The sequence below is a fragment of the Kitasatospora sp. HPM-01-4 genome, from assembly GCF_051374625.1.
Lineage (GTDB): Bacteria > Actinomycetota > Actinomycetes > Streptomycetales > Streptomycetaceae > Kitasatospora.
This window is the reverse complement of the sequence record NZ_JBPQGP010000005.1, coordinates 7,790,315-7,803,619: the sequence shown is the minus strand read 5'-3', so window position 1 is coordinate 7,803,619 and position 13,305 is coordinate 7,790,315. Positions and strand designations below refer to the sequence as shown.

The 13,305-nt window shown below is 73.3% G+C and carries 9 protein-coding genes; 7 read left to right on the top strand and 2 right to left on the bottom strand.

What is annotated here, in order from left to right; translation table 11 throughout:
• Nucleotides 1-28 precede the first annotated feature (28 nt).
• Nucleotides 29-1,093 (bottom strand): 3-deoxy-7-phosphoheptulonate synthase, encoded by a 1,065-nt coding sequence (gene aroF, locus ACSMTC_RS33770; RefSeq protein ID WP_436563549.1) that lies wholly within the window; start codon nucleotides 1,091-1,093, stop codon nucleotides 29-31.
• A 176-nt stretch (nucleotides 1,094-1,269) separates the two neighbouring features.
• Here aroF and ACSMTC_RS33765 point away from each other — a divergent pair, with 176 nt between their 5' ends.
• Nucleotides 1,270-2,061, top strand: coding sequence for a thioesterase II family protein (locus ACSMTC_RS33765; RefSeq protein WP_436563548.1), 792 nt, complete (start codon nucleotides 1,270-1,272; stop codon nucleotides 2,059-2,061).
• Nucleotides 2,062-2,082: 21 nt separating this feature from the next.
• On the opposite strand, the gene ACSMTC_RS33760 is transcribed toward ACSMTC_RS33765, so the two are convergent.
• Nucleotides 2,083-7,653 carry an amino acid adenylation domain-containing protein gene (locus tag ACSMTC_RS33760; RefSeq protein WP_436563547.1) on the bottom strand — a complete coding sequence of 1,857 codons (5,571 nt, stop codon included), beginning with the start codon at nucleotides 7,651-7,653 and terminating at the stop codon, nucleotides 2,083-2,085.
• 192 nt (nucleotides 7,654-7,845) lie between these two features.
• On the opposite strand from ACSMTC_RS33760, the gene ACSMTC_RS33755 reads away from it, so the two are divergent.
• The 6 genes from ACSMTC_RS33755 (at nucleotide 7,846) to ACSMTC_RS33730 (ending at nucleotide 13,304) form a co-directional block, all read left to right on the top strand.
• Nucleotides 7,846-8,448 (top strand): NADPH-dependent FMN reductase, encoded by a 603-nt coding sequence (locus ACSMTC_RS33755; RefSeq protein ID WP_436563546.1) that lies wholly within the window; start codon nucleotides 7,846-7,848, stop codon nucleotides 8,446-8,448.
• A gap of 28 nt (nucleotides 8,449-8,476) precedes the next feature.
• Nucleotides 8,477-9,754, top strand: coding sequence for an LLM class flavin-dependent oxidoreductase (locus ACSMTC_RS33750; RefSeq protein WP_436563545.1), 1,278 nt, complete (start codon nucleotides 8,477-8,479; stop codon nucleotides 9,752-9,754).
• Entirely contained in the window at nucleotides 9,751-10,539 is a 789-nt protein-coding gene (locus ACSMTC_RS33745) for an alpha/beta fold hydrolase (protein WP_436563544.1), read from the top strand. The genes ACSMTC_RS33750 and ACSMTC_RS33745 overlap by 4 nt, the downstream gene beginning before the upstream one ends.
• On the top strand, nucleotides 10,539-11,474 hold the full coding sequence (locus tag ACSMTC_RS33740; RefSeq protein ID WP_436563543.1) for an alpha/beta hydrolase: 936 nt from the start codon (nucleotides 10,539-10,541) through the stop codon (nucleotides 11,472-11,474). The genes ACSMTC_RS33745 and ACSMTC_RS33740 overlap by 1 nt, the downstream gene beginning before the upstream one ends.
• 89 nt (nucleotides 11,475-11,563) lie before the next feature.
• A complete protein-coding gene (locus ACSMTC_RS33735; protein ID WP_436563542.1) occupies nucleotides 11,564-11,863 on the top strand; it encodes a Dabb family protein in 300 nt (99 codons plus the stop codon).
• A 25-nt stretch (nucleotides 11,864-11,888) separates the two neighbouring features.
• On the top strand, nucleotides 11,889-13,304 hold the full coding sequence (locus ACSMTC_RS33730; RefSeq protein WP_436563541.1) for a phenylacetate--CoA ligase family protein: 1,416 nt from the start codon (nucleotides 11,889-11,891) through the stop codon (nucleotides 13,302-13,304).
• Nucleotide 13,305 lies beyond the last annotated feature (1 nt).

Genomic DNA, 13,305 nt, shown 5'->3' with positions numbered 1-13,305 from the left:
GGCCCGTCTTCCGTCGTAAGCGGCAACGTCACCGCACGGCATCGCCGGCGAGCACCAGGCCGTCCCGCGCGGGCCGCCCCGGGGCGTCCGCCAGCACCCGTCCGGCGGCGGCGACCGCGAACTCAAGCCGGGCCATCAACTCGCCGAGCCGGCTGGTCGGCAGCGCCTGGGCGGCGTCGCACAGGGCCCGCGACGGGTCCGGGTGGCTCTCCACGATGATGCCGTCGGCGCCGGCGGCGGCCGCGGCGAGCGCCAGCGGGATCACCCGGTCCGTCAGCCCCGCCGCATGGCTCGGGTCGACGATCACGGGCAGGTGGGTGCGCTCCCTGAGCACCGTGACGGCGGCGAGGTCCAGGGTGAAGCGGTACGAGCTCTCGAACGTCCTGATGCCTCGCTCACAGAGCACCACCTGTTCGTTGCCCCCGTCGAGCAGGTACTCGGCGGCCGTCAGCATCTCGTCCAAGGTCGCCGCGAGGCCCCGCTTGAGCAGCACCGGCAGCCGGGTCCGGCCCAGTTCGCGCAGGAGCGGGTAGTTCTGCATGTTGCGGGCGCCGACCTGCAGCACGTCGACGTGGGCCGCCATCCGCTCCACGTCCCGCACGTCCACGATCTCGCTCACGACCGGCAGGCCGGTGGCCTCCCGGGCCTCGGCCAGCAGCTCGAGCCCGGCCGGGCCGAGGCCCTGGAAGGAGTACGGGTTGGTACGCGGCTTGTACGCACCGCCGCGCAACGCGTGCGCGCCCGCCTCCCGCACGGCCGTGGCGGCCTGGAGCATCTGCTCCCGGTCCTCCACCGAGCAGGGCCCGGCGATCACCGTGAACCCCGCGCCGCCCACGGTGGTGTCGGCGCCGAGCCGTACCTGCGTGGTGGCCTGCCCGGCGAACCGCGCCGCCCGCGGGTAGGCCGCGGGAATATCGGTGAGGCGGACCGCGTCCGCCAGGTCGCCGAGGGCCGCGAGCACCGTGGCGCGGTCGCCGGACGACGAGAACAGCCTCGGGGTGTAGGCCCGCACCTGCGGCCCGGCGGCCAGCAGCCGGCCGGCCGCCTCCTGCTGCTGGGCGGCGCCCAGCGCATCCAAAGCGATGACGAGCACGTCTTGGTCTCCCTGCCTGGTCGAAGAGTGTCGATGTGAAAGGTCTCGACAACGCCCCGCACCGTACGGTCCGCCGGATACGTGGTGGTTACGCGAGCCGTGGCCGGGAGGTAACCGCGGGCGAACCGCGGCCGGGTAGGCAGGCGGTGCCATCGGTCCGACGAACGGAGTCCCCCATGTCCCACGCGCCAGCCACCCGGCCAGACCCCTGGGTGCTCGTCCCCCGCCCGCTGCCCGAGGCGCCCGTGCGGCTGCTGTGCTTCCCCAACGCCGGTTCGGGCGCGGCGGGTTACCGCCACCTCGCCGAGCCGCTCGCCCCCACCGCGGAGCTCCGCGTGGTGCGGCTGCCGGGTCGCGAGCAGCGCTGGCAGGAGCCGGCGCACAGCCGGCTCGCACCGCTCCTCCACGACCTGGCCCAGTGGCTCGCGCCCCACCTCGAACCCGGCCCGGGGCAGCGACTCGCCTTCTTCGGCCACAGCATGGGCGCACTGGTCGCCTTCGAACTGGCCCGGCTGCTACGCGCACGGGGGCTCCGCGTGCCGGACGCGCTGTTCGCCTCCGGGCTCGACGCCCCGCATCTGCCGCGCACCGGCCGCACCACGATGCACACACTGGACGACGCCGAGTTCGCCGCCCGGCTGCCGTACTACGGCGGCACCCCACGCGAGGTGCTGGCCCGCCCCGACGTGCTGGAGCTCTTCCTGCCCACGCTCCGCGCGGACTTCGCCGTCGTGGAAACCCACCGGCACCGGCCGGGTGCCCCGCTGCCGCTGCCGGTCGCCGCCTACGGCGGCCGCGACGACCCGGAGACCACCCCGGCGGGGCTGGCCGCCTGGTCCGAGCTGACCGCCGGTCCCTTCCGGCAACGGGCCTTCGCCGGCGGCCACTTCTACCTCGCAGACCGCCCCGCGGAGGTGGCGGCGGCGCTCACCACCGACCTGCTCGACCTCGCCCGCGCCACGTCCTGACGCCGGCCTTCTCGGTTCCGGTCAGGCCGCGTCGGCGGTGAACAGGTTCATCAGCGCCTCGGCCAGCTCGGCCGCGCCCGCCCCGCCGGGGGCCGCGGCAACGGCACCGGCCAGGGTGGCGGGGGTCGTCAGGGAGAACACCTCGCGCAGCGTGACCTCGGCGCCGAGGGCCTCGGTGAGCCGCCCGGCGAGCCGGGTGCCGGTCAGCGAGTCGCCGCCGAGCTGGAAGAAGTCCTCCGTGGTGCCGACTCGTTCGAGGCCCAGCACCTGGGCGTAGACCAGGGCGACGTACCGCTCGAGCGGTCCGTCGGGGGCCGGCCCCGCGGCGTCGGCGGTCTCCGGGCTCTCCGCCAGGGCGAGTTCGGCCAGGGTGCGGCGGTCGGTCTTGCCGTTGCCGGTGAGCGGCATCCGCTCCAGGACCCGGAGGTCGGCGGGGACCATGTAGGGCGGCAGCCAGCCGCCGATGAACGCCCGCACGGCACCCGGGTCCACCCCGGCCTCGGTGGCGGGAACGAGGAAGGCGACCAGGCGGCGAGGTCCGCCGCCGCCGGGGGCGCAGACGACCGCGGAGCGCACGGCGGGGTGGCGATCGAGCGCCGCCTCCACTTCGCCGAGCTCGATCCGGTAGCCGTTGATCTTCACCTGGAAGTCGTCCCGGCCGAGGATCTCGATCGAACCGTCGGGCCGGTAGCGGCCCAGGTCGCCGGTGTCGTAGGCGCGTTCGCCGGTGGCCGGCAGGGTGATGAACCGGCCATTGGTCAGTTCCTCGTCGCCCAGGTACCCCTGGGCCAGGCCGACCTCGCTGGCGACCACGATCCGGCCCGGCACCCAGTCGGGCCGGGGGGCGAGCCGTTCATCGAGGATGTGGTAGCGCTGGTTGGCCATGGGGAAGCCGTACGGGATGCTCACCCAGCGCGGGTCGATGGCATCGACGTCGATGGGGTAGAGGATCGAGAAGCACGCCGTCTCGGTGGGCCCGCCGCAGCTCAGCACGGAGACGTCCGGAGCGAGTGCGCGCAGCCGCCCGGGCAGCGGAAGCGGGATGAAGTCACCGCCCAGCATCACCACGCGCAGCGACCGCAGCGCCTCCCGGGCCGCGCCGGTGGTGTGCTCGACCCGGTCGACCGTCATCTCCATCAGCGCGGGCACCGAGTTCCACAGCGTGGCCCCGGTCCGCGCCACCAGCTCGGCCCAGTGGCGCGGGTCCGGGTCGTCGGACGGGTCGGGCAGGACGGCCGCGCCGCCCGCCGCCAGTACGCCGAAGACGTCGTAGACGGAGATGTCGAAGTGGAGGGCGGAGATGGCGAACGCCCGGTCGCGCGGTCCGACGGCGAAGCGCGCGTTGATGTCGGTGAGCATGTTGACGATGGCGCGGTGGTCGACGACCACCCCCTTGGGCGTGCCCGTCGATCCGGAGGTGTAGATGACGTACGCGGGGTCGGTGGGCTGCTGCAGGCTCTCCAGTGGCGTGCCGTCCGTCGGGAAGGCCGAGAGCTCCTCGTCGAGTGCGAGCACCCGCACCTCCTGCGGCCAGGCGAGACGCTCGGCCAGGCGGGGCTGGGTGAGGACGGTCCGCACCCCGGCGGCGGCGAGGATGTGGGCGAGGCGCTCACGGGGCAGCCGCGGGTCGATGGGGAGGTAGCCGGCGCCGGAGGTCAGGGCGCCGTAGACCGCCGGGTACTGTTCCCAGCCCTTCTCCATCACCACGGCGACCAGCTCACCCGGGCGCGCCCCGTCGGCGCGCAGCCGCCGCCCGATGCGGTTGGCGGCCGCGTACAGCTCGCCGAAGCCGAGGGTGCGGCCGGTGGTGATGACGGCGGGCGCCCCGGGGTCCTCGGCGGCGCGCCGGGCGAGCAGCTCGTGGAGCAGCGCCTCGGGCACCTCGGCGTCGGTGGCGTTGACCTCGGCCCGGCGGCGGAGTTGCCCAGCGGGGACGAGGGCGAAGCGCTCGTGGTCCCAACCGGCCTCGTCGTCGACGAGCCGGTCGACGAGGGCGACGTACGCGCCGAACATCGCCTCGATCATCCCTGCCGGAAAGTGGGCGGCGAGGTGGTCCCACTTGAAGTGGAGTGCGCCGTCGATCTCCCGGATCTGCACGTCGAGCAGGACCTGCGGGGTCTGCGAGACACCGTAGGTCTCCCGGCCGAGCGCCGTCATCTGCTGGCGCGGCGGGTGGCCGAGCAGGCTGGTGACGACGATGGGCATCGCGGGCCGCAGCGAGGCACCCTGGCGGCGGCCCAACTGGCGCAGCACGTCGACGCCGTTGAAGTGCCGGTGCTCCAGGTCCTGCCACAGCCGGCGCTGGATGTCCTGGGCGCGTTCGCGGAAGGTGCCGTCGGTCTTCTCCACGGCGACCAGCAGGGTGTTGGAGAAGTCGCCGAGGAGCCGGTCGATCTGCGGGTGGACCGGAAGCCGGTCGAAGAGGGGGAAGTTGATGGTGAAGCGGTCGTTGGCGGACCAGGCGCGGACCACCTCGCAGAAGGCGGCGATCAGGATGCCGGAGGAGGTGATGCCGGTGCGCTGGGCACGGTCCTTGAGCGTCTGCCACCGCTCCCGGTCGACGAGGTGGGCGAAGCGCTCGAACCTCACCTCGCCCTCGGGCTCGCTGAGCAGCGGCAGGTCGGGGGCAGGGGGGAGCTCGGGGATCCGGGCGAGCCAGTAGTCACGCGACGCGCGGTACTGCGCGGACTCCTCGAGCGCGGGGAGTGAACGGACGACGTAGTCGCGGAAGGTGACCTCGAGCGGCTCGGGCTCGGCGTCCGGGTGCTCGTAGAAGTCGATGAGGTCGGGGAGCAGCACCTGGAACCAGCTCCAGGCATCCATGATCAGCAGGTCGATGCCCATGTGCAGCCGCACCCGGCCGTCCGGCAGCAGCGAGATGCGCACGTCGTAGAGGGGCCAGCGGTGGGCGTCGAGCACCTGGTGGGCCATCTCCTCGCGCACCCTGAGGACTTCGGCCTCGGCCCGCTCGGGCTCCTCGGCGCGCAGGTCGAGCACGGTGACGCCGTCGCCGTCGATCCCGGGCAGCACCTGCTGGGTGCCGTCGGGCAGGATCACGCCGCGCAGCATGTCGTGGCGGGCCATGAGCCGCTGCCAGGCCCGGCGGAACCGGTCCGGGTCGAGGTCCGGGCGCTCCCACTCGAAGTAGCCGTGGCAGCCGACGTTGCCGAAGTCGACGGCGGCGCCGCGGCCGATCCAGAACGCCTGCTGCACCTCGGTCAGCGGGAACGGCTCGTGCGCGTCGCCCGCCGGGGTGAGCACCGGCAGCTCGTCCTGTTGCCGGCTCTCCGTCAGCGCGGCGATCCGGGCGGCTGCCGCCCGGACGCGGGGGGCGGTGGCGAGGTCGGAGAGGGTGAAGGCGACACCGAACTCCCACCCGATCCGGGTCACCAGCCGGATCGCGCTCAGCGAGTCGCCGCCGAGCTCGAAGAAGTCGTCCTCGACGCCGACCTCGTCGAGCCCCACGGCGTCGCGCCACGCGGCGGCCAGCGCGCGCTCGGTGGCGTCGCGGGGGGCCGCGAACTCGGCGCTCACCTCGGGGCGTTGCCGGCCGGGGACGGGCAGCCCCGCCCGGTCGACCTTGCCGTTGCGGGAGAGCGGCAGCTCGTCGAGTACCACCCAGGCGGCCGGGACCATGTACTGCGGCAGCCGGCCGGTGAGCGCGGCGCGCAACTCGGGGCCGCGCGGCTCGGCGCCCGGCGCCCGCTCCACATACGCCACCAACCGCCGCTCGCCGGGCACGTCCTCGCGCGCCACGACGACGGCCCGGCCCACACCGGGGAGGGCCGCGAGCGCCGACTCGACCTCGCCGGGGTGGACGCGGAAACCGCGGATCTTCACCTCGTGGTCGGCCCGGCCCACCATCTCCAGGGTGCCGTCCGGCCACTGCCGTGCCGTGTCGCCGGTGCGGTAGAGCACCGGATTCGGGTCCCCCGGCACGGGGTTGGGCAGGTACTTCCCGGCATGCGCGGCCGGGTTGTCAGGGTAGCCGGAGGCGAGCGAGACGCCCGAGACGAACAGCTCGCCCGGCACGCCGTACGGCACCGGGTTGAGCCCGGCGTCCAGCACGTAGGCGCGGACTCCCGGCGCCGGCCGGCCGATCGGCGGCAGTCTGCGGGCGAGCTCCCGCGGGGCGAGCCCGCGGGCGGTGCGGGTGAGGTTGCCGGTGGCGACGACGGTCGCCTCGGACGAGCCGTAGACGTTCACCACCTCGTACGGCAACCCGGCGGGCGGCCACGCGCCCAGCCGCTCGCCGGCGACGCGCATGCTGCGCAGGGCGGCGGAGGCGGGCCAGTCCAGGGCCCAGAGCCGCTCGGCGAACGCGGTCAGCACCAGGGTGTGGGTGATCTCCTCGGCGAGCAGCCAGTCGCGCAGCCGCTCCGGGTGGCCCGCCACGTCCGGCTCCGGTACGACCACGGTGGCGCCGGCGGCGAGCAGCGGGAAGCAGTCCACCACGAGCAGCCCGACGCCGGGCGGGGAGAGCCAGGTGCCACGGGCGGTGGCGGCCATCCCGGTCTGTCCGGCGAGGGTGTGCACCAGGGCCCGCAGCGCGCCGTGGCGCTGTGCGACCGCCTTCGGGGTGCCGGTGGAGCCGGAGGTGAAGACCAGGTGGCACACCGAGTCATCGGTGAGCGTGGGCCGTTGGTACCGCGGCTCGGATCGCCGCCAGGGGTCGGCGTCGAGCCGCACCACGCCGGGGCCCTCGTCGGTCCCGGGGGTCTCCCCCGACGTGATGACCGCCGCCGGCGTGGACTCCTCGATCAGCCGGGTGAGCCGGTCGCGCGGCTGGGACGGGTCGAGCAGCACCACGGTGGCGCCCAGTTTGAGGACGGCGAGCTGGGCGAGCAGGTGGCCTGCGCCGCGCGGCAGGCAGACGGCGACGCGGTCGCCCGCCGCCACGCCCCGGGCGGCGAGGTGGCCGGCCAACCGCTCGGCGTCGCCGTCGAGTTGGCCGTAGGTGAGGGTCTGCTCGGGGTCGGCCACGGCAACCGCTTCCGGGGTGCGCCGGGCGGCCGCCGCCACGAGTTCATGGAAGAAGAGCGGCTCACCGGCGGGGGGTTCACTCGATCCGGCGACGGCGACACGGGCCTGGCGCTCGGCCTCGTCGAGCAGGGGCAGCGCGCCCACGGGGGTGGCGGGTGCGCCGGTGATCGCCTCGGTCAGCCGCCCCAGCCAACGGGCGGCGGTGTGCAGCGCGGCGGTGGAGAAGAGGCCGTCGGCGGTGGCGAGCGTGCCGTCCGCCAGCGAGACCACGAGCTCCGCGCCGGGTTCCGGGTCGTCGCCCAGTTCGGTGACGCAGGCCCACGGCTCGGCGGCGGTGGCGGCACCGGACGCCACCGACTCCTCTACCTTCTCGGTGAGTTCGGCGGCGGTGGTCTCCCCGGTGACCGTCACGGCGAGCACCAGCGGGGCGGCCTGCGCGCGGCGGAGCAGGATCACCGGCTCGGGGTCGCCGGTGCAGCGGTGCAGCAGCGCCGCGAGCGCGACGACCGCCGCCACCGCGTCGGGGCCGGCGTGGCACGGCACGGAGCCGCCCGGCTCCCCCGGGGCCTGTCCGCCCAGCGCGTCCGACACACGGTCCCGCCATGTCATTCGTTCCGGCAGCACGATAACGCCTCTCCTCAATAGCTGAATGCGCAGGATGAATGCGCAGAATGCGCGCGCACCGTAAATGGGGACGGGTTAGCACCCGGTTATGCGCTGCGGGCCGCCGGTGACGTAACCACGCGCTAACTCCGGCCGCCTAGCTTCCATCCCGTTACGGCGAGCCATGGAGGTGGTGACGTGAGCGCAATAGACAGCGTGGAACTCCTGGACCCGGCGCGGCCGTTCGTCCTGGGGATCGGCGGGACCCACCGCCCGGGCTCCTCGACGGAGCGTGCCCTGCGGGTCGCACTCGACGCGGCGGAACGGGCGGGGGCGACCACTCTCCTGCTCGGCGCGGAGGAGCTGCGCCTGCCGCTGTACGACCCGACGAGCCCCGAACGCACCCCGGCCGCCCGCCGGCTGATCGCGGCGGTGGCCGCCGCGGACGGTCTGGTACTCGGCTCGCCCGCCTACCACGGTGGGGTCTCCGGGCTGGTCAAGAACGCCCTTGACTACCTCGAGGACCTGCGCGACGACACCCGTCCCTACCTCGACGGACGCGCCGTCGGCTGCGTGGTGACGGCCGGCGGCGCGCAGGCCGCCCCGGTACTCGCCGCCCTCCGCTCGATCGTGCACGCCCTGCGCGGCTGGCCCACCCCGCTGGGCGTGGCCATGGACACCAGCGGGCCGGTGTTCGGCCCCGACGGCTCCGTCACCGACCCCAAGACGGCCGGCCAGTTGATGACCGTCGGCCGCCAGGTCGTCGACTTCGCCGGGCTGAGCCTCGGCGTGTCCGTCTGACCCCGCCCCTTTCAAAGAAAGCCGGAAAATGAAGTCGATCTTTTTCCACCTGCAAGGCTACCGGGATCTTCCGGACAATTTCCGGGAGCGCTACGAGAGCATCTGGGCCACCCTCCCCAACAAGGAGCTCTGCGACCCCCGCGAGGTGCACAAGTACCTCAACTGGAACATCGACGAGCTGGAACTCGCCGACGACCTCGGCTTCGACGGCATCGGCGTCAACGAGCACCACTCCAACGGCTACAGCTTCTCCGGCTCGCCCAACCTGACCGCCTCGATCCTGGCCCGGAAGAAGTCCGACGCGGCGATCATGCTGCTGGGCAACACCCTCACCCAGTACAACCCGCCGACCCGCGTCGCCGAGGAGATCGCCACCCTCGACTGCATGAGCGGCGGCCGGATCATCGCGGGCATGCCCGTCGGCTCGCCGATGGACACCACGATCGTCCACGGCATCACCCCCACCGAGGTGCGCGCCCGCTACCACGAGGCCCACGACCTCATCAAGCGCGCCTGGACCGAGTCGGGTCCGTTCCCCTTCAACGGCAAGTACAACAAGCTGCGTTACGTCAACCCGTGGCCGCAGCCCTTCCAGAGCCCGCACCCGCCGATCTGGCTGGGCGGCGGCGGTTCCCCGGAGACCTGGAAGTTCGCCACCGACAACGACTACGTCTACACGTACCTGAGCTGGGGCGGCCACAAGTACGGCAAGGAGCAGATGGACGGCTTCTGGCGGACGGTCGAGGAGCAGGGGCTCGACGACAACCCCTACCGCGCGGGCTTCGCCCAGGTCGTCGTGGTCGCCGACACCGACGCCGAGGCCGAGCGGATCTACATGCCGCACATCCGCGACTTCTTCGACAAGGCGATGTACGTCGCGCCCCACCACGCCTTCATCCCCGGCTACTTCAAGAAGGCCAGCCTCCAGTCCTTCCTCGGCAAGCCGGGCCAGAGCAAGAAGAACGCGCCGTTCGGCGTCCCGGCCGGCCGTGACATGACGTGGAAGCAGCATGTCGAGGAGGAGGCGATGGTCATCGGCGGCAGCCCCGCCACCGTCGTCGACAAGCTCACCGACGCCATCAAGAACCTGCGCATCGGCCACCTCATGGTCATCCTCCAACTGGCGACGATGACCAAGGAGGAGACCGAGCGCAACATCACCCTCTTCGCCGAGCAGGTCATGCCCAAGATCCGCCACATCTGGGACGGCCACGGCTACCAGGACCACTGGTGGCCGAGCGGCGCCACCCGCAACTCCGACCTTGTCGTCCCGCAGTCCGGCGCTACCACGGAGGTTCCGGCATGAGCACCTTCACCCCCCACACCGTCCCGCTGCCCGGCGGATTCGCCGACAACACCGTGCTGACGGGCGGCGACGGCACCCCCGTCGTCTTCCTGCACGGCCTGTTCGGCCAGTCCTGGGAGGGCTTCCTCGACGACCTGGCCGCCGGGCACAAGGTCTACGCACCTGCCCACCCCGGCAGCGCCGAGCCCGAGGACCTCACCCGCCTCGACCACCTGTGGGACCTGCTCCTCTACTACCACGACCTGTTCGAGCGCCTCGGCCTGGACCGCTTCGACATCGTCGGCCACTCCTTCGGCGGCATGGTGGCCGCGGAGTTCGCCGCCACCTACCCTGAGCGGGTCCGCAAGCTCGTCCTCATCGACGCCCTCGGCCTGTGGCGCGACGACGCCCCGGTGCGGGACCACGTCGTCGTGGCCCAGCCCGAGCTGCCCGGGCTGCTCTACCACGACCTCGAGCACCCGGACGTGGCCGCCTTGCTCGCCGGCATGCAGGACCCCACGGCCAACATCGAGGCCACCGTCCACGTGTTCTCCACCGTCGCCAGCACCAGCCACTTCATCTGGCCCATCGCCGAGCGCGGCCTCGCCAAGCGGCTGCGCCGCATCAAGGCCGAGACGCTCGTCCTGTGGGGCGCCGAGGACCGGCTCGTCCCCGCGGTGTACGCCGAGGAGTTCGCGGCGGCCATCCCTGACGCCCGGGTGGAGCTGATCGAACGGGCCGGACACGTGCCCCAGTTGGAGCGCCGCGCCGAAGTCACCGCGCAGATCGGGAAGTTCCTGGCCTGATGGAGGAGACACCGCTGACGTGGGACCCGGACGCCGCCGCCATGGTGCAGGCGGTGGCCGCCATGAAGACGACCACGCTCGACACGCTGCCGCTTGAGGTGGCCCGGCAGGCCCTGGCGGCGGCGCCGCCCGCGCCGGGCCCGGAGCTTCACGAGATCACCGACCGGACCGTGCCGGGCCCGGACGGGCCGGTACCGGTGCGGGTCTACCGCCCCGGCCCCGAACGGGGCCTGCCCGTGCTCGTCTGGTTCCACGGCGGCGGCTGGACCCTCGGCGACCTCTCCAGCACCGACGGGGCCTGCCGGCACCTGGCCGCCGAGGCCCACTGCGTGGTGGTCTCCGCGGAGCACCGGCTCGCCCCTGAACACCCCTTCCCGGCACCTCTGGAGGACGGGTACGCGGTCACCGCCTGGGTGGTGGCACACGCCGACGAGCTCGGCGTCGACCCGGGCCGGGTCGCGGTCGGCGGGGAGAGTTCGGGCGGCAATCTCGCCGCCGCGATCACCCTGCTCGCCCGGGCCCGCTCCGGACCCGCCCTCGCCGCGCAGCTGCTGGTCTGCCCCATGACGGGGTACGACCCGAAGGCCGCGTCCATGCGCGAGGAGGGCAACGTGATGCTGGCGGCCGAGGAGGTCGCCTGGTACTGGCGGAACTACCTCGGCACCCCGAACGCCGCGGGACCGCTGGCCGCACCGGCGCTCGCCGCCGACCTCACCGAGCTGCCGGCCGCGGTCGTCGTCACCGCCGAGCACGACGTGGTGCGCGACGAAGGCGCCGGCTACGCCGACCGGCTGCGGGACGCCGGGGTCAAGGTCGACCTCCTGCACTACCCCGGGGTCTTCCACGGCTTCTTCCAGTTCACGCGGATGCTGGCCCGCTCCCGCACGGCCATGACCGACGTCGTCGCCGCCCTGCGGACGGCCTTCGCGGGCTGACCGCCACCGGGGCCCGGTGCGCACCACCCCGAGGTGGACCGCACCGGGCCCCTTCGTCATTCGCCGCCCGAACTCCCAGGAGACGTCACGTGATCCGGCACATCGTGCTGTTCAAGTTCAAACCCGGCTGCGACTGGAACGACCCGCGTGCCCTCGCCGCCGAGCACTCCTCGCAGCAGGTCGGCACCCGGGTGCCGGGGCTGCGCTCGTGGACCACCGGCCGCAACATCACCGACCGGGACATCGCCCACGACTTCGTCGCCATCGGAGTGCTGGACGACGAGACGGCCCTCAAGCGCTACCTCACCCACCCCTTCCACCAGGAATCCGCCCGGCGCTGGCGCGAGATCAGCGACTGGGTGATCGCCGACATCCACGAACCCGCCTGACCGTCCACTCCCGACAGGAGCCACCGTGTTCACCCTCTACGACGAGGAGGCGGCCGCCACCGGCCGCGACGTCGTCCGCCGGCAGCGCGACTTCGCCGCGGGCCGCTGGAGCTCCGCGGAGCTCGCCGCCCACCAACTCGCCGCGTTCAACGCAACCCTGGCGCACGTGCGGGCCGACTCGCCCTTCTACCGCAGCCACCTGGCGGCGGCCCCCGAGGCGCTCACCGACCTGTCCGCCGAGAGCCTCGCCACGCTCCCCTTCACCACCAAGGACGACCTGCGCCGCGCCCAGCAGGACGTGCTCTCCCGGCCGTTGAGCAAGGCGTGGATCTTCTACGAGACCACCGGCACCACCGGCGCCGTCACGCCCTGCCCGCGCGACAACACCGACTCGCTCCACAACAACGCCGCCCTGACCGCCCATTACGAGACCATGCTGCGGCCCTACGGTGAGGAGCAGTTCATCGGGGTGTCGGGCCCCACCGAGATGCACGCCTTCGGCGACACCTTCGGCGAGGTCTGCCGCAACCTCGGCATCGCCGTCGCCAAGATGTGGCCGCACTCCCCGATGGTCGGCTTCGACCGCGCGCTCGCCGCCATCCGGGAGATCCCGCTGACCGGTCTCTTCTGCACCCCGGGCATGGCGCTCACGCTGGCGAAGAAGGCCGTGGCCGCGGGGCTCGACCCCGCCCGCGACCTGCCGGTGCGGGTCCTCATGCTCACCGGCGAACTCGCCTCGCCCGCCCTGCTGGAGAACATCGGCGACCTGTGGGGCGCCCGCGCGTACAACGTGCTGTACGGCTCCCAGGAGGCGTCCGTACTCGGCGCGGCGGCGGCCGACGGCCACCTCTACGCGGTCCCCGTGATCAACCACTACGAGGTGATCGACCCGGTGGGCGACACGCCCGTCGCCCCCGACGCCGACGGCGTGCTCCTGGGCGAACTGGTCGTCACCTCCCTCTACCAGGGCTGCAAGCCGCTCGTCCGCTACCGCACCGGCGACCTGGTGCGGATGCGCGCCGCCGCCCCGGGCCGCACCCTGCCCGCGCCCGTCCTCGAGGTCCTCGGCCGCACCCGCGACGAGCTGCGCATCGGCGGGTGCCGCATCACCGGCTACGACCTGGAGAACCTGCTGCTCGCGCCGTTCCGCGGCTACCTCGACTACCAGGTGCTCATCGACACCGACACGGACGGCGCGGACCGCCTCACCCTGCGCTTCGAGACCGCCTCCGGCGACCTGCCGCGGACCGACGACGCCGCGCTCGCCGCGGCCCGTGCCGAACTCGGCGTGACGGTCGGGGTCGAACTCGGCGCGCTGTCCAGCATCACCAGCACCGGCGCCATGGTCAGCTGGAAGGCCGCGCGCGTGGTGGACCGGCGCACCGGACACGGCGACGGCGAGGCGGCGGCCGCCCAGGCGATCGCGGCGGGGCGGGGCTGAC

What these genes read in the sequence shown, in the direction of transcription:
- ACSMTC_RS33740 (WP_436563543.1), top strand. Translation starts at nt 10,539, where the DNA reads ATGGAGGAGACACCGCTGACGTGGGACCCGGACGCCGCCGCCATGGTG.
- ACSMTC_RS33765 (WP_436563548.1), top strand. Translation starts at nt 1,270, where the DNA reads ATGTCCCACGCGCCAGCCACCCGGCCAGACCCCTGGGTGCTCGTCCCC.
- ACSMTC_RS33750 (WP_436563545.1), top strand. Translation starts at nt 8,477, where the DNA reads ATGAAGTCGATCTTTTTCCACCTGCAAGGCTACCGGGATCTTCCGGAC.
- ACSMTC_RS33760 (WP_436563547.1), bottom strand. Translation starts at nt 7,653, where the DNA reads ATGACATGGCGGGACCGTGTGTCGGACGCGCTGGGCGGACAGGCCCCG.
- ACSMTC_RS33745 (WP_436563544.1), top strand. Translation starts at nt 9,751, where the DNA reads ATGAGCACCTTCACCCCCCACACCGTCCCGCTGCCCGGCGGATTCGCC.